The sequence below is a fragment of the Pseudomonas syringae group sp. J248-6 genome, assembly GCF_032586995.1.
Classification (GTDB): Bacteria; Pseudomonadota; Gammaproteobacteria; order Pseudomonadales; family Pseudomonadaceae; genus Aquipseudomonas; species Aquipseudomonas amygdali.
The window spans coordinates 215,981-231,184 of sequence record NZ_JAWHOP010000005.1 but is presented as its reverse complement, the minus strand read 5'-3'; the positions used below and the strand labels follow the sequence as shown (position 1 = coordinate 231,184).

At 58.9% G+C, this 15,204-nt stretch carries 15 protein-coding genes; 6 read left to right on the top strand and 9 right to left on the bottom strand.

Translation table 11 applies throughout. The features are described from left to right. Positions 1–12: 12 nt before the first annotated feature. Both RYC17_RS09295 and RYC17_RS09290 read right to left on the bottom strand, forming a co-directional pair. Complete coding sequence (locus RYC17_RS09295; protein WP_316902812.1) at positions 13–1,002, bottom strand: hypothetical protein; 990 nt, start codon at positions 1,000–1,002, stop codon at positions 13–15. A 126-nt stretch (positions 1,003–1,128) separates the two neighbouring features. Beyond that, on the bottom strand, positions 1,129–1,512 hold the full coding sequence (locus RYC17_RS09290) for a RidA family protein (RefSeq protein WP_316902810.1): 384 nt from the start codon (positions 1,510–1,512) through the stop codon (positions 1,129–1,131). Positions 1,513–1,679: 167 nt separating this feature from the next. On the opposite strand from RYC17_RS09290, the gene RYC17_RS09285 reads away from it, so the two are divergent. Both RYC17_RS09285 and RYC17_RS09280 read left to right on the top strand, forming a co-directional pair. Then, entirely contained in the window at positions 1,680–2,375 is a 696-nt protein-coding gene (locus RYC17_RS09285; RefSeq protein ID WP_306824538.1) for a tRNA (adenine(22)-N(1))-methyltransferase, read from the top strand. A 342-nt stretch (positions 2,376–2,717) separates the two neighbouring features. Continuing rightward, positions 2,718–3,257, top strand: a complete 540-nt coding sequence (locus tag RYC17_RS09280; RefSeq protein ID WP_316902805.1) for a thioredoxin — start codon at positions 2,718–2,720, stop codon at positions 3,255–3,257. A 9-nt stretch (positions 3,258–3,266) separates the two neighbouring features. Here RYC17_RS09280 and RYC17_RS09275 read toward each other — a convergent pair whose 3' ends face one another. Both RYC17_RS09275 and RYC17_RS09270 read right to left on the bottom strand, forming a co-directional pair. Then, positions 3,267–4,238 (bottom strand): alpha/beta hydrolase, encoded by a 972-nt coding sequence (locus RYC17_RS09275; protein WP_316902802.1) that lies wholly within the window; start codon positions 4,236–4,238, stop codon positions 3,267–3,269. Positions 4,239–4,312: 74 nt separating this feature from the next. Next, the gene (locus RYC17_RS09270; RefSeq protein WP_316902800.1) at positions 4,313–5,239 is read right to left on the bottom strand and encodes a Gfo/Idh/MocA family oxidoreductase; all 927 of its coding nucleotides are present in this window, start codon (positions 5,237–5,239) and stop codon (positions 4,313–4,315) included. Between the two features lie 277 nt (positions 5,240–5,516). On the opposite strand from RYC17_RS09270, the gene RYC17_RS09265 reads away from it, so the two are divergent. Next, positions 5,517–5,936: a hypothetical protein gene (locus RYC17_RS09265; protein ID WP_002555302.1), complete on the top strand. Its 420-nt coding sequence runs from the start codon at positions 5,517–5,519 to the stop codon at positions 5,934–5,936. A 25-nt stretch (positions 5,937–5,961) separates the two neighbouring features. Next, a complete protein-coding gene (locus RYC17_RS09260; protein ID WP_002555303.1) occupies positions 5,962–6,855 on the top strand; it encodes a cation diffusion facilitator family transporter in 894 nt (297 codons plus the stop codon). A 6-nt stretch (positions 6,856–6,861) separates the two neighbouring features. Here RYC17_RS09260 and RYC17_RS09255 read toward each other — a convergent pair whose 3' ends face one another. Continuing rightward, positions 6,862–7,584 carry a DUF6515 family protein gene (locus RYC17_RS09255; RefSeq protein ID WP_058402696.1) on the bottom strand — a complete coding sequence of 241 codons (723 nt, stop codon included), beginning with the start codon at positions 7,582–7,584 and terminating at the stop codon, positions 6,862–6,864. On the opposite strand from RYC17_RS09255, the gene RYC17_RS09250 reads away from it, so the two are divergent. Both RYC17_RS09250 and RYC17_RS09245 read left to right on the top strand, forming a co-directional pair. Next, entirely contained in the window at positions 7,576–8,076 is a 501-nt protein-coding gene (locus RYC17_RS09250) for a hypothetical protein (protein ID WP_316902893.1), read from the top strand. The two genes, RYC17_RS09255 and RYC17_RS09250, sit on opposite strands and share 9 nt — an antisense overlap. A gap of 348 nt (positions 8,077–8,424) precedes the next feature. Next, entirely contained in the window at positions 8,425–8,904 is a 480-nt protein-coding gene (locus RYC17_RS09245) for an Lrp/AsnC family transcriptional regulator (protein WP_002555305.1), read from the top strand. 11 nt (positions 8,905–8,915) lie between these two features. Here RYC17_RS09245 and RYC17_RS09240 read toward each other — a convergent pair whose 3' ends face one another. The 4 genes from RYC17_RS09240 to RYC17_RS09225 all read right to left on the bottom strand — a co-directional run bounded on the left by RYC17_RS09240 (position 8,916) and on the right by RYC17_RS09225 (position 14,912). Then, positions 8,916–9,548: a pseudouridine synthase gene (locus tag RYC17_RS09240; protein WP_058408696.1), complete on the bottom strand. Its 633-nt coding sequence runs from the start codon at positions 9,546–9,548 to the stop codon at positions 8,916–8,918. 78 nt (positions 9,549–9,626) lie between these two features. After that, positions 9,627–11,090, bottom strand: a complete 1,464-nt coding sequence (gene amn, locus RYC17_RS09235) for an AMP nucleosidase (RefSeq protein WP_058408695.1) — start codon at positions 11,088–11,090, stop codon at positions 9,627–9,629. A gap of 52 nt (positions 11,091–11,142) precedes the next feature. Beyond that, positions 11,143–12,792: an acyl-CoA dehydrogenase family protein gene (locus RYC17_RS09230; RefSeq protein WP_316902798.1), complete on the bottom strand. Its 1,650-nt coding sequence runs from the start codon at positions 12,790–12,792 to the stop codon at positions 11,143–11,145. 125 nt (positions 12,793–12,917) lie between these two features. Further along, positions 12,918–14,912 (bottom strand): 7TM diverse intracellular signaling domain-containing protein, encoded by a 1,995-nt coding sequence (locus RYC17_RS09225; RefSeq protein ID WP_058408693.1) that lies wholly within the window; start codon positions 14,910–14,912, stop codon positions 12,918–12,920. Positions 14,913–15,204: the final 292 nt, after the last annotated feature.

Sequence of the window (15,204 nt, the reverse complement as noted above, 5' to 3'; positions counted from 1 at the left end):
GCAAAAATCGAATCACCCACGATTATTTGTAAAGTCATTCACGTCCATAGGCACCAATTTTTTATTAAATGAATACTCACCGCCGAGCTCATAAAATTTCGCTTTGGTGTAAACATAGATTTTCTTGCTGGTCGCGAACATAAATGTGTCGGAAGACGCCATATCAGCAAATCGCTCAGCGCCAGAGGTATGCAGAAAGACGAGATCATTGCCTACCACCCCCAGCAGGCCTTGACCCCAATTATCATACTTTAAAAAATCCTCTAACTCTCTATGCCCCGCACATTCAGAAATACCGTGTTCAGGACAATCAACAGGAATCAACGGACGAAAATCGTATAAATCAATGTCGCCAATACTCAAACCGCCGACGAACATCTCGGTGCCGCTCATAGAGGCACTAAGACTGCGCCACTTTTTGTCGTCACCCAAGGGAAAAACCACCGAAAAAAGATGTGGATCTGCGCCCTTTATCTTTCGTCCCCCATAGTAAACAGAAATATCGTCTTTGGCGTAATAGGCAAGCTGATCAGTCTGCCAGTCAACACCCCCCTGAAGGCTGCCCTCCAGCGGCTTGAAGGAAGGCGAGTAATGTGCCACCAGGTTAAGCTCGCGCGTCTCTATCGAGTTGATCTGACCTTGTTTTGATAATAGGCATGAAAACGAAAAATTACTAATCGCTCCTGAGGCATCGCCGGCGCCAGTAATGCAGGGTTTCTCCTTATAACGTACTTGGTTCATCCAATAGACGTCGTCATCAAGCACCACGTAATGGGCAGAAAGGGTACGAAGATCCGAAGAACACTTTCGTGTCTTCTTTTTTGAATTATCAATGGTCCCGTCTCCATTAAAGCGCCCGCTAACAACCTCCTCGCATACGACATTGATATGATCATTACCCATATCACCGGGCAGAGCTTCATATACGGCATGGCCAACAAAACCCAGCACTGCCAGCCCTCCCGCGATCATCAACAGTCTACGACCCGGTCTCACATACATCTCCTTATGTTTAGTGCTGCTGGAGGCTGACAGACGTGTTTCGCCTCATTATTCATGACAAGCATGTTATGACGAAGAGCGTTACAAAATGCGTCCCCACGCAGAGTGTGGGACGAGCGACTGCATTCAGCCCGCCTTGGCCGCCATCGCCGTTACTTCCACGCGCATACCCTCAACCGCCAACGCTGCCACGCCCACTGCTGCGCGCACTGGCCACGGCTTTTTGAAGAAGCGTTTGTACACTTCATTGAAAGCCGCGCGATCTGCCATGTCGGTCAGGTAGATGGTCAGGTGCATGACGCGGTCCATCGAGCCGCCGGCTCGCTCCAATGCATCTTTCAGGGCCCGCAGGGTGCATTCGCTCTGCTCGGTGATGCCGCCCAGCTCCAGGCTGCCATCTGGATGGGTCGGGATCTGGGTGCTGACCAGCACGCCGTTGAAGTCGGCGACGTCCGAGGAGATGGAGTCCGCATCGGGATCGGGGGTGAAGATGATGTCTGCGTTTGCCATGGGATCTCTGCCTTGCAAAGGACGGAAAACGCCAAGCCTACGCGAGCGACAGTTAGGGGTCGAGCCGCGGGCTTTGTCGCGGAAAGTTGAAATGCGCCGCGTTGCTCTACAGAATCGCGCCCGGACCCGGCCATGCTGTCGGGCGCTTGGGGTGAAAGGGGTTGCCGTTGAACGAACAGAGATTGTCCATGCGCCTTGAGCGTGTGGCGACACACGTACCGGCCGGTGCACGGCTGGCTGATATTGGCTCGGATCACGGTTATCTACCGGTCGCGCTGCTGAAGCGTGGCGCGATCTCGGCGGCGGTGGCTGGCGAGGTGGCGTTGACGCCGTTCCACGCAGCCGAACGTAGCGTGCGCGAGAACGAACTGGAGCAACAGGTTAGCGTGCGTCTGGCCAATGGTCTGGCGGCGATTGAGGCGGAAGACGGGATAACGGCGGTCAGCATGTGCGGGATGGGTGGCGAAACGATCCGCGACATCCTTGAACGTGGCAAGGCGCACCTGAGCGGTCTGGAACGCTTGATCCTGCAACCGAACGGCGGCGAGCAGCCGTTGCGGCTTTGGCTGATGGAGCATGACTACCGCATCATCAGCGAAGAGGTGCTGCGGGAAAACCGCTTCAACTACGAAATCATCGTCGCCGAGCGCACCGGGCCCGTGAATTACACGGCGGAGGAACTGTATTTCGGCCCGCTGCAGATGCAGGCGCGCAGCCCGGCGTTTCTGCTCAAGTGGCAGCGTTTATTGGGCAAGAAAAAGAAAACGCTGAACAACTTCGAAAGAGCACAGAAAGGCGTGAGCGAAGAAAAATGGCAGGAGGTTGCGCAGCAGATTCGCTGGATTAGCGCATTGCTGGCCTGAAAATCGAACTCATGCCCGAACCTGCTCTCAAACCCGCATGATCCGCAGTTCAGGCTTTTATGGCGCCTCAAGCTGGTGGTGTCAAAGTTGCAATGTGTGACGCGGAGCGTCACGAACTGCATTCCCACGTGGAGCGTGAGGAACGAGAGGTGTGCGGGAGATTACTTCTCGTGACCATGCCCGGCGCAGGGCAAATCAGCCTGGCGCGCCTTGTTTATCTCGCGCCAATGCTCTGCGTGAGGAACGAGAGGGGTTCGGGAGAACGCTTCTGGTGACCATGCCCGGCGCGGGCAATCAGCCCGGCGCGTTTTCTGTACAACCATCGAGGGGAGCAACACGACCATGTATTCAGACGTACTTTCCTGGGGACACGGACCTCGTCTGTTCGAAGTCTTCCTTGAGCCAACCTGCCCTTTTTCAGTGAAGGCGTTCTTCAAGCTCGATGAGCTGCTGGCTCAGGCCGGAGAAGACAGGATCACGGTCAAAATCCGCCTGCAATCGCAGCCCTGGCACATGTTTTCGGGCGTTATCGTGCGCTGCATTCTGGCGGCTGCGACGCTGGAAGGCGGAAAGGAAAGCGCCAAGGCCGTCATGACAGCGGTTGCCTCGCACCGTGAAGAGTTCGAGTTTGAACACCACGCAAGCGGCCCGAACATGGACGCGACGCCCAATGACATCATCGCGCGCATCGAGCGTTACAGCGGCCTTGCGCTGGCTGACGCATTCGCCAATCCCGAGCTTGAACAGGCCGTGAAATGGCATGCCAAATACGCTCGCCAGAACGGCATACATGTTTCGCCGACCTTCATGATCGACGGTCTTGTGCAGCCGGGCTTGAGCAGTGGCGACCCAGTATCGAAGTGGGTCGCGGAGATAGGCTGAGAGGCGAGCTCAACCCAGCGCGTCGATCCGCTCATTGATCCACTCGCGGCTGCGCACCAGAGCCTTGCGCGCCAAGGTAGTCGGGAAGTGGATGAAGCCGTGCGGCGACTCGGGCATGAGGTGCATTTCGACCTCTGCCGAGTCGGCCCAGCGCTCGGCCATTTGCAGTGTGTCATCCAGCAGAGGGTCGATCTCCCCGACGAACATCAGTGCAGGCGGCAAGTCAGTCAAGTCGCCATACAAAGGCGATAGTGGCGGCTCGCGGCGTTTATCGTCGCTTCGGTCGGGGGTGAGCGCGCGCATGGCGCCGACCATGCCCGGACCGTCCAGCACCAGCGTCTCCGGCCCTGCGGTACGCACGCTCTTGGTGCCTGTCAGGTCGTAGACGCCGTAGTACAGCACCGTCCCCACTATCCGCTCGAGCAGATCAGGTCGGCTTTTCAATTTCAGAAGCGTGGCTGCGGCAAGATGCCCGCCAGCGGATTCTCCGACCACGATAACCGGCAGGCCGGCGAACTCCTCGCAGTCTTTGCCCAACAGCCAGCAGGCGGCAGAAAAACAATCCTCCATCAGGCCCTCGATGGGGGTTGTTACAGCAAGTCGGTAATCAACCGAAACAATGGCTACGTCGCAGGCCTTGACCATGCCGACGTTGAGATCATCGTTCATCTGGGCATTACCGATCACCCATCCGCCGCCGTGGATGTCGAACACCACGCCCTTGGGTTTACCTTTGGGACGGATGATGCGCACGGGCACCGGTACGTTATCCGAACTGACTGTTCTTTTCTCGATGCGCAGGTCGTGGCCTCCCGGTTTCAGGGCGCTGCCGATCTGAGCTGCACGCAATAACGCCTGAATCAGCCGGGGTGTAACACGATTGCGAATCTGGAAACGCGGCATTCGCGCGAGGGTTTTATTAAACCGTCGCACTTCTGACAACTCCTGCTCACTGCAAGGCCAAGGCTGTTTTGTGTCCAATTTCTGCTCTCTTGTCAGGCTGACGTGTGCGGGGGCCGACAAAGCGCTTGCCCCTACCTGTACCTGAGAGGCTCTTAGTCGTAGAACGGTTCAACGGATGCCCGACTGCCCACGAAAAAACTGTCCGCGACCAGCCGCAACGGTTGCAGGTCCAGGTCACTGGCCTTGTTGCCGATCAACTGTTGGAAGTGTCGATACACCGCCGCGTACTCGCCCTCCTCCGAAACCGTCTGGCGCACGCCATCGATACTCAACAATGCGCCGCCGTTATCCAGGCGCAAGGTGCCTTCGGCGCAACGAATCTCGATGCTCCAGAGTTCGTGATGACCATGATCGAAGTCGAACTCGGCACGAATATCGAGATGGTGCGTGTCGGACATTTTTATAGAAGCGGCAATTGGCGACTGGCAGTTGCTCGGCACGCGCAGTTCGGCAGATTCGACGAACAACGGAAGTGGCAGCAGGTGGGTCACTATCGACAGGGCGTTGATGCCCGGATCGAAAACACCCAGGCCACCGGGCTGCCAGATCCACGCCTGACCGGGGTGCCATTTGCGCACATCTTCCTTCCAGTCGATCTGAACGCTGTGCAGAGTGCGGGTGGACAACCACTCACGCGCCGCTTCGATACCCTGCGCATAACGCGAATGCCAGGCGAACAGACCACTGACGCCCTGCTCCGACACGTGCTCCACCAACGCCATCGCCTCACCCAGCGTTGCACACGGCGGTTTCTCGACCAGCACGTGTTTGCCTACCGCCAGCGCCTGCTGCACAAGCGCAAATCTGCCTTGCGGCGGCGTGCAGAACGCAATAGCGTCAACCTGCACGCCACTCTCGAGCAACTCACCCAGCGACTTGAAGTTCTCCACCCCGGCGCACGGCTGCCCTTGCGTAGCGACAGCCACCAGCTCAAATGCGGGGTTGGCGTGGATCGCCGGGACGTGTTGATCCTGCGCAATCTTGCCGTAGCCCACCAGACCGAGACGAATCGGTTGCATACATGACTCCTGAGTTTTTGTAGTTATCGTGCGGCACAGTAAACCAGATGTTAATCGTGGTCGGTAAGGGGCATCGGCGCGGGAGCTGTTTCTCTGGTCAATCTCATCTTCAGCGCCTGCTCAGGCCCCTTCGTGAGCAAGCTCACTCCCACCACTGCGATGGCTCCGCATCCCATTTGGTTTAACTTAACGGCCGCAGAACCACGCCATCACTCAATAGTCTTAGCCTTGCAGCCATTGCCTTGTATAGTTGCCCTCTTCATCTCAGGAGCTTTCCATGCGCATTCCTTCTCGCTTGATCGGTGGCGTTCTGGTCGCCACGTTGCTGACTCAGATTTCTGCCTGCGGCAGTATTTTCTATCCTGACCGTCGCGGTCAGATTGATGGCAAGGTTGACCCGGCCATTGCGGCGCTGGATGCTTTCGCGCTGCTGTTCTATATCGTTCCCGGGGTGATTGCGTTTGCGGTGGACTTCGCGACGGGCGCTATCTATTACGCGCCCGGCGAGCATGCGCAGATCGATCCGCAGAAGCTGCAAAAGGCGATCAAGGCTGACGGCAGCGTCGACAACACCAAGCTGCAAGCCATCATTGAAACCGAGCTGGGCCGTTCCCTGCCACTGAACGACCCACGCCTGATTCAGCACAAAGGCAGCGTGGAACAACTGGCAGCTTTGGGCCTGGTCCCGGCAGCCTGATATCGATACGGTTCAAGGAAGCGTCATGAGCACCACTGCCGAACATTCCCGACTGCTGCGTCTGGCGACGCGGGCCTCGCTGGCGGTTGCCGTGACGCTGATCCTGGCCAAGGGCGTTGCCTGGTGGCTGAGTGGTTCAGTAAGCCTGTTGGCCGGTCTTACCGATTCGTTACTTGATGGCGCGGCCTCGTTCCTCAATTTGCTGGCGGTGCATTACGCATTGCGTCCAGCCGATGAGGATCATCGCTATGGTCATGGCAAGGCAGAAGCGCTGTCGGGTATGGCGCAGGCGCTGTTCATCACCGTCAGTGGCGTGCTGATCGCGGTTCAGGCGGTCGAACGCATCCAGAACCCGGAACCGCTGGGCGCGCCGCTGTTGGGTATGGTGGTGATGGTTATTTCCATCGCCCTGACGCTGGCACTGCTCACCTTGCAATACCGGGTGATCAAGGCGACAGGCTCGGCGGCCATCCGTGCCGACTCGCTGCACTACCGTTCCGACTTGCTGCTGAACGCCAGTATTCTAGTGGCGCTGACCCTTGCGTATTTCGGCTGGCAACAGCTGGACGCGTATTTTGGTCTGGGCATCGCGCTGTACATCTTGTGGAGCGCTTTGCAGATCGCCCGCGAGACAGTGTCGGTGTTGATGGATGAAGAATTGCCCGCCGATGTCAGCACGCGCATGCTGGCGCTGGCGTGCGACGTGCCGGGCGTGCTTGGGGCGCATGATCTGCGTACACGGATATCCGGCAATCACTGGTTTGTGCAGCTACATCTTGAGTTGCCGGGCACACTGACCCTGTCGGTCGCCCATGCGCTCTGCGACAAGGTCGCCGACGCTATTCACGAGCAATTCCCGAAGGCCGAAGTGCTGGTGCACGCCGACCCTCAGGAAGTCGTCAAGCAGGCCAATGTCTGATCAGCGTCAATTGACGCTGACGTTGTAGCCACGCCCCGCCAGACAGTCGCCCATCGAACGACGATAGGCATCCACCAGATCCGGCGGCGGCTGGCCGCTGACATTGGCCGGGTCGAAGCCGCTCTGCTGCGCAGCCTGCAAGTAGCACTGATAGTGATCAAGCTCGACCTGTTGCGGGCTCTGGCCATTGGCAGGGTAGGCAACCGGATCGTAGCCATTGACCTGCTGTCCAGCAGGGGCCTGATACACCGCCTCGTTCTGCGGCGGGTTGACCACCACGTAGTCCTGACTGTCAGGCTGGTAGGCATAATAAGTACCGGCTGCCAGAAACAGCAGGCTGCTGCCTATCCATACTTCCTGAGAGTAGGACGGTAGTCTGCTGACACGCACACCGTAAGGCGGTGTCACCACGACATAACGCGGGCCTTGCGGGCGATACCAGTAGCCACCCGAGTAGTAATAGTCCTGACCACGATAGGGAATACGCGAGTAGCCACCCGGTACGCGATCTATCGCATAGCCAGGCCGGTATTGCGGGCCGGGTCCCCAGCCGTTGCCACGCCCATCGGGGCGTCCTTCCCAGTGATCATTCGGGCGACCGTTACCGGCCTGCCAGTTGCGATTGTTGCCGCGTGGAATGTCCTGGTAATAGCCCTGACGCGGCGGCTGGGTTTGCCACGCCTCTTTCGGGCCGCTCTGAATCGGCAGGTTGTCCTGAGCCTGGCGCAACTGCTGACGCTGCTGGTTTTGCTGCTGCTGAATCTGACGCTGCTGATCACGTTGTTGCTGCTCGATCTGCTGTTGCTGCTGACGCTCGACGTTGCGCTGCTGGATCTGCTGTTGCTGGATCTGCTGCTGTTGCTGGCGCTCAACCTGACGCTGCTGGTTCTGCTGTTCCTGAATCTGGCGTTGCTGATTGATCTGCTGCTGGTTGATCTGTTGTTGCTGCTGACGCTCGACCTGGCGCTGCTGATTCTGCTGCTGTTGGATCTGACGCTGCTGATTATTCTGTTCCTGGAAGCGCTGCTGCTGCTGCTGACGCTGCTGCCCGTTTTCGCCAGAGCTGTTGTACAACTGATTGCGCGGCGAATCATCACGTTCGTCGGCCAATGCCTGTGCGCTGATGCTCAGACACAACAGACTTACACCCGCAAACTGCCAGATGCCAGATTTCATGCTTTCCTCACTAGAGCGCGGGTTGACGTCATTAAGACTGTTTAAGCGTAGCGCCGTTCTGCGCACTTTATCAGCAGACAAAGAAAAGGGGACCAAATGGCCCCCTTGAGATACTTCGCCCTGGCGCAACGCTTTTGACGTTGGCTCACCTCATGCCGTCTTCTGGACAGTATGTAGCCCGGGGGCCTGGCACACCCTGTTGGGTGGGAGGCCGCGACTGGCCTGATTCGGCGAGTCGCGCTGGACGCTGTGTCCGGGCAGTGATTCTGGTTAAAAGAATAGGCCTGAGGCTAAGGCAGAGGATTGCTAATATTGCGGATTAAAACATTACTTGCGCAATTTTTGACTTCAGATGAATAATCCAGCGCAATTGAATTGATAAAGGGGTGCATCGTGAGCAAGCTCGACAGATACGACCTGAGCATTTTGGCTGAATTGCAACGGGACGCACGCATATCCAACCAGGAATTGGCCGAACGCATCGGTCTGTCACCCTCACCCTGCTCGCGCCGGGTCAAGCAACTGGAGGACGACGGTTACATCGTGCGTCAGGTGGCCCTGCTGGATCGCAAGAAACTTGGCCTGAACCTCACCGCCTACGTGCTGATCGGCATGGACCGGCATACGCCCGAGCGCTTCGAGAATTTCGAGCAGCAAATCCGCAACCTGCCTCAGGTTCTGGAATGCAGCCTGGTGACCGGGATGGACGCAGACTATCAACTGAAGGTGGTGGTGCCGGACATGGATCACTATCAGAAGCTGCTGTTGGGCCATCTGACGCGGATCGAGGGCGTGACCAGCGTCAAGTCCAGCTTTGTGCTCAATCAGGTGCTGGCCAGCACCGAAATGCCGCTGACCCACTTGCGCAACTGAGCCGCTCGACCTCACAGCTTTGCGGCGACTTCCCGGTATTGGCCCTGATCCAGGCCGTCCAGCGTCCAGTCGCCAATTCTGACCCGCACCAGCCGCAGGGTCGGTAAGCCAACGGCAGCCGTCATGCGTCGCACTTGCCGATTGCGCCCTTCCTTGATCACCAGCTCCAGCCAGCTTGTCGGCACACTCTTGCGAAAGCGCACGGGCGGGTTGCGCGGCCACAGTTGCGGTTCATCTAGCTGCCGCGCTTCGGCGGGCAAGGTCGGGCCGTCGTTGAGCAGGACACCGTCGCGCAACTGCTGCAACTGCTCATCGGTCGGCTCACCCTCGACCTGCACCCAGTAGGTCTTGGCCAGTTTGTGTTTCGGGTCGGCGATGCGCGCCTGCAACTGGCCGTCGTTGGTCAGCAGCAATAAGCCTTCACTGTCGCGATCCAGGCGTCCTGCCGGGTAAATGCCGGGGATCTTGATGAAGTCCTTGAGCGTGGCGCGCCCTCCTTCGTCACTGAATTGAGTCAGCACATCGAATGGCTTATTAAAGAGGAACAGCTTCGGCTCGGCCGGTGGCGCTTTGGCGACACGCCGGGCAGCGCCTGCCGGGTTGGAGGCAGGACGGCGGGAAACGGGGCGTTGGGTGCGGGACATGGGGATAGGCAATCAAAAAACAGAAAGGGCCACTTTAGTGGCCCTTTGTGCAAATACCAATCTATTAACGGAATGCTATTAACGGAACGGCGGCTCGTCGAAGCTGCGCAGTTTGCGTGAGTGCAGCGAGTTGACCTCGGTACGCAGCAGGTCCAGCGCAGCGATACCGATTTTCAGGTGCTGGCTGACCGCACGTTCGTAGAACGCATTCGCCGAACCCGGCAGCTTGATTTCGCTGTGCAACGGCTTGTCGGATACGCACAGCAACGTGCCGTAAGGCACCCGCAGGCGATAACCCTGAGCGGCGATGGTGCCACTTTCCATGTCGACCGCGACTGCGCGCGACAGGTTGATCAACGGACGTTCCTGAGCCCAGCGCAGTTCCCAGTTACGGTCGTCATAGGTCAACACCGTGCCGGTGCGCAGGCGCTTCTTGAGCTCTTCGCCGCGCTCGCCGGTAATCTGCGCCGCCGACTCCTGCAAGGCCAGTTGCACTTCGGCAAGCGCCGGAATCGGGATATGCGGCGGCAGTACACGGTCGAGAATACCGTCGCGACGCATGTAGGCGTGCGCCAGTACGTAGTCGCCGATGGTCTGCGACTGACGCAGCCCACCGCAGTGACCGATCATCAGCCAGCAATGCGGACGCAGTACTGCCAGGTGATCGGTGATGTTCTTGGCGTTGGACGGGCCGACGCCGATGTTGACCAGGGTCACGCCATGACCGTCTTCGGCGATCAGGTGGTACGCCGGCATCTGATAGCGGTGCCAGACCACGCTGGCGACGATGGCCTGGGCTTCTTCCTGGCCCATGCTCTTGTCGACTACCACGTTACCCGGCAGGACCATGCGCACGAAACGCGGGTCTTCGCGGAGTTTTTCCAGCCCGTGCAGGATGAACTGGTCAACATAGCGGTGGTAGTTGGTCAGCAGAATCCACGGCTGCACATGACGCCAGTCGCTACCGGTGTAATGCACCAGACGGCGTAGCGAGAAATCCACCCGCGCGGCATCGAACAGCGCCAGTGGCAGCGGATCGACGTTGGCCCAGTCATAAAGGCCGTCGGCAATGCCATCGGTCGCAGCCGACAGGTCGGTACTCGGGAATACCCGCGCCAGCGCCGCTGCGGTAACACCGGTGCCGGCCAGCTCGTCGCCCTGCTCGACCACGTAAGGATAAGGAATGCTCTGCTCGCTCATGCCGACTTCGACCGTCACGGTGAAATCTTTCATCAGCGGGACAAGTTGTTCGAGCAGGTACTTTTTGAAGGCCTTGGGCTGCGTGACGGTAACGCTGTAAGTGCCCGGCAGCTGCACCTTGGCGTAGGCACGAGTGGTTACCGGCACTTCACCCTGGCATTTGTAGACCAGGCGCAGTTCCGGGTAGCTGAATTGCGCACGCTCCTCGGCAGTGGGCTCAACGCGGTCTTTCAGGTAGCGCTTGAGCGCCTGACTCAGCGCACTGGTCGCGCGTTCATGCAGCTCGGCGAGCCGCTCTACGGCCTGCTCGGCGGTGTCGACAACAACAAAGGCTTGGGTCACGATTCATGTCCTGTCTGATCTTGCAGACGTGCATCGTAACGGGTTCGCGTGCTCATGCCACCTGCGGCGAGGCCCTTTGCAGCAATGTTTCTACGTCAACACCCTTGGGCAAAGCGCCATACACCCGCCCGCCAGACACCAGTCGACCGGCAATGAAGCCGTCACTGACCGCTGCGTTACCCGCTTCCAGCAACAACTTGCCCTGCAAAGCGATGGCGATGTCTTCGGTCAGTTGGCGGGCGCGGTACTGAATGTCGCCGGTGTCCTGCAACGCCGCCTTGAGCTTGCCGATATGTGCCGCCAGTTGCCGGTCGCCATGTCCGTCGCCCAGTTCGTCGAACAGCGCATCGAGTGCGCCGGGCTCCTTGGACAGGGTTCGCAGCACGTCCAGGCATTGCACGTTGCCGGAGCCTTCCCATGTCGAGTTGACCGGCGCTTCGCGGTACAGCCGGGGCAGAATGCTGTCCTCGACATAACCGGCACCGCCCAGGCATTCGGCGGCTTCGTTGATCATGGCCGGGGCGCGCTTGCAGATCCAGTATTTACCCACCGCCGTGACCAGACGGACAAAGCGTTTTTCGTGATCATCATCGAGATGGTCCAGCGCACGGCCCATGCGCAGGGTCAGGGCCAGCGCGGCCTCGCTTTCCAGCGCCAGATCAGCCAGCACGTTCTGCATCAACGGCTGCTCGGCGAGCAACCGGCCACTGACCGCACGATGCGCGCAATGATGCGTGGCCTGCGTCAGCGCCTGACGCATCAAGGCGCTGGAGCCAATCATGCAGTCGAAACGGGTCATGGCGACCATTTCGATAATGGTCGGCACACCGCGCCCTTCCTCACCGATCATCCACGCCAGCGCGCCGCGAAACTCGACTTCGCTTGATGCGTTGGACCAGTTGCCGAGCTTGTTTTTCAGGCGCTGGATATAGAACTCGTTGCGGGTGTCGTCCGGCCGGTGGCGCGGCAGCAGAAAACAGCTGAGGCCCTTGTCGGTCTGCGCCAGGGTCAGAAACGCGTCGCACATCGGTGCCGAGCAGAACCACTTGTGTCCGACCAGCTCATAAGCCTGGCCAGGGCCACCTGCGCCTACCGGGAACGCGCGCGTGGTGTTGGCGCGCACGTCGGTGCCGCCCTGTTTTTCGGTCATGGCCATGCCGATGGTTGCGCCACACTTGTGCGCAATGCCCACGTTACGTGGGTCGTACTCAGTCGACAGCACCTTGGGCAGCCATATTTCAGCCAGATCCGGTTGCAGCCTGAGCGCAGGAACACTGGCGAACGTCATGGTCAGCGGGCAGCCGCTGCCCGGTTCTGCCTGCGTATGCAGATAACTCATGGTCGCACGCGCCACGTGAGCGCCGGGCTGCGGATCGGTCCACGGCAGCGACGGGATGCCGTGCTCGATGGCAGCGCTCATCAACTGGTGGTACGCCGGGTGAAATTCGACCAGATCGATGCGGTGCCCGTAACGGTCATGGCTGGCGAATGCAGGCTTGTTCTTATTGGCCAGAAAGCCCGCCTCCATCAGCGGGCCGCCTGCCAGCGCACCGTAAGCGTCGATACGCGGTTGCGCCCAGCCCGCACCGAAGCGGCTGCTCCACTCCTGAAGCGGCACGTCAATACGGTAGAGGTTCGCCCCGTCCAGCGGTGGCGGTTGATTGGTGACTTCGTGGGTTTCGGCGAATTGATTCAGGTTCATGAGTCATCTCCTGCCTGTGTGCACACGCAACATGCAGACAGTGAATCACGCGCCCGACACTTGCAAAAGTGCCGTAGCCGCCGAAATCTCGGCGCTTTTACCTGATGCGCACATCAAACGACGCTTTATATACCCCACTGGGCCTTGAGTTCTGGGGCTCTGCGCACTGCGCCCGGTACAACCATCAGCATCGGGACGTTCAAGGTAAAGCAACTGCCCTTGCCTGGCTCGGAACGATGACTCAGCTCGCCACCCTGCAACTCGACCAGTTTCCGGCAAATCGCCAGACCGATGCCCAGCCCGCCGTATTCGCGAGTCATGGAGCCGTCGACCTGAAAGAAGTGTTGATACAGTTGGGCTTCGTCCAGTCGGCTGAAACCGATGCCGCTGTCCATCACTTCAACCCGCAGGTACATGCGCTCCAGATCCTGCGGGTGCCCGCTGAAGCGCACTTGCACCGCGCCCTTACGGGTGAATTTGATCGCGTTGTCCATCAGGCACTCGATGCACTGGTAGAGCTTGCCGATGTCGCCACGCAGGCACGGCGGCAGCTTATCGTCCAGATCGAGCGTCAAAATCAGCCCCTTGGACTGAGCGGCGCCCAGGAAGCGATTGCGTAGCCTGTCGGCGAGGTCTTCGGGCGAAAAGGCATTGCAGTCGGCATACAGCACACCGGCTTGAAGTTCGGTGAGGGTCAGAATGCCGTTGATCATACTCATCATGTCCCGCGCGGAACTGGCAGCCGTTTGCTGATACATCTCCAGCTCGTCATCCATATCGAGTGTCTGCATCACTTCCAGCGACCCGATCACGCCGTTCATTGGCGTGCGCAGCTCATGGGTAAGCGTGGCAAGGAACTCATCCTTCAGCCGGTTGCTGTTGGCCAGTTGCTGGTTGAGACGCTCCAGATCCTGACCTGCCGCCAGCAGCGTTCGCGCCTGCTGGCACCGGGCATGGTTGATACGGTCGGCAAGCGCCATGGAAAGGAATGCCATTTCCAGCACCGTGCCGATGTGCGAGGCGTACATGGTCAGGAAAGTGTTGGGCAAATAGCCCAGCAGCATCAGCCCGAAGATCAACCCGCTGACCATGAAGACCGACCAGGCCAGCACAAAATAGCGCCCTACCCGCTCGCCTTTCATGATGGCGACAATGCCCGCCAGGTATATGGTCACGGCCCCTGTCATGACCAGTTGAGTGGCCCCGCGCAGGGCTGGCCCGTAACCGAGGAACAAGGCCATGCCCATCACCAGCACAGCAGCGCCGATGACTATCAGCAGCAAGCGGTCCAGCCAGCGCGCCAACTGTGCCGTACCCAGAAAACTGCGGGAAAACTGGCACGCGAACAGCGTGGCCAGCGCCATCAGAAAGGGCGTCGACGCATTTGCCCACCAGGGGCTGTCAGGCCACAGGTATTCAATTGCGACGCCGTTGATCGACATCTGGTAAAGCCCGAACGAGGCGACATACAGCAGGTAGTACAGGTAATCCACCTCACGGACGCTGAGGTAGATGAACAGGTTATAGACCAGCATGCCCAGCAGCACGCCGTAGATCAGCCCGAAGACGTAAACCTTGGTGGGCTGCGCCTCGAGGTAGGCGTGAGTAGACCAGAGATTGAGCGGAGCCTGAACCGACCCTTCACTGCGTATGCGCATGTACAGGGTTCGCGTCTGACCCGCTGGCAGGTCCAGCTGGAAAAGGTAGTTGTTCTGGGCGAACTGGCGGCTGGAGAACGGCAACATGTCGCCGGTCTGCCAGACCCGCCCGGGATTCCCGTCGGCATCCGGGACATAGAAATCAACGTGGTCCATTGGCGGATAGGCCAGTTCCAGCAACCAGTCGTTATGGATGCTGGCGTCTATCGGGCGATAGGTCAGCTCGACTTTCAGCCAGAAGGCGGAACGCGAGTACCCGGCGTTGAAGGTCCCGGCAGGCACGGACTGAAAGGCACCGGCGTGAGCGGCGGCGCTGACGCTTTCAATGGTCGCATCGCCGGTCGGGTCTTCGAATACCTGAATGGCACGACCCAACGGCAGAAAACGAGTGTTTTCATCAAACTCGACTGCATGACTCTGCAACGGCAGCCAAAGAGCCAGAATGATCAACAGATAGCGCATTGAAGCCCCAAGGTAGGTCGTCGCGTTCAATCCATCCATTGATTACGACGCCCCGCAATTTTCTGTCCTTGAAACAGGCTAATGATTCAAACAGACCATTGAACGTAGGGATGACCTGGCTGGCATCGGTATAAAAAACGATGCAAACCGTCGGTAATCGGTCTGACCACACAAGCATAGCCGCTAATAGCGTAAAGACAGTATCGCGATAAAAATCAAGGCAATAGCTCTACATCGGCTATTTCAGGCCAAACATGAGTATTTTTTGCAGGTTTGTCGAATCTGCGACAGT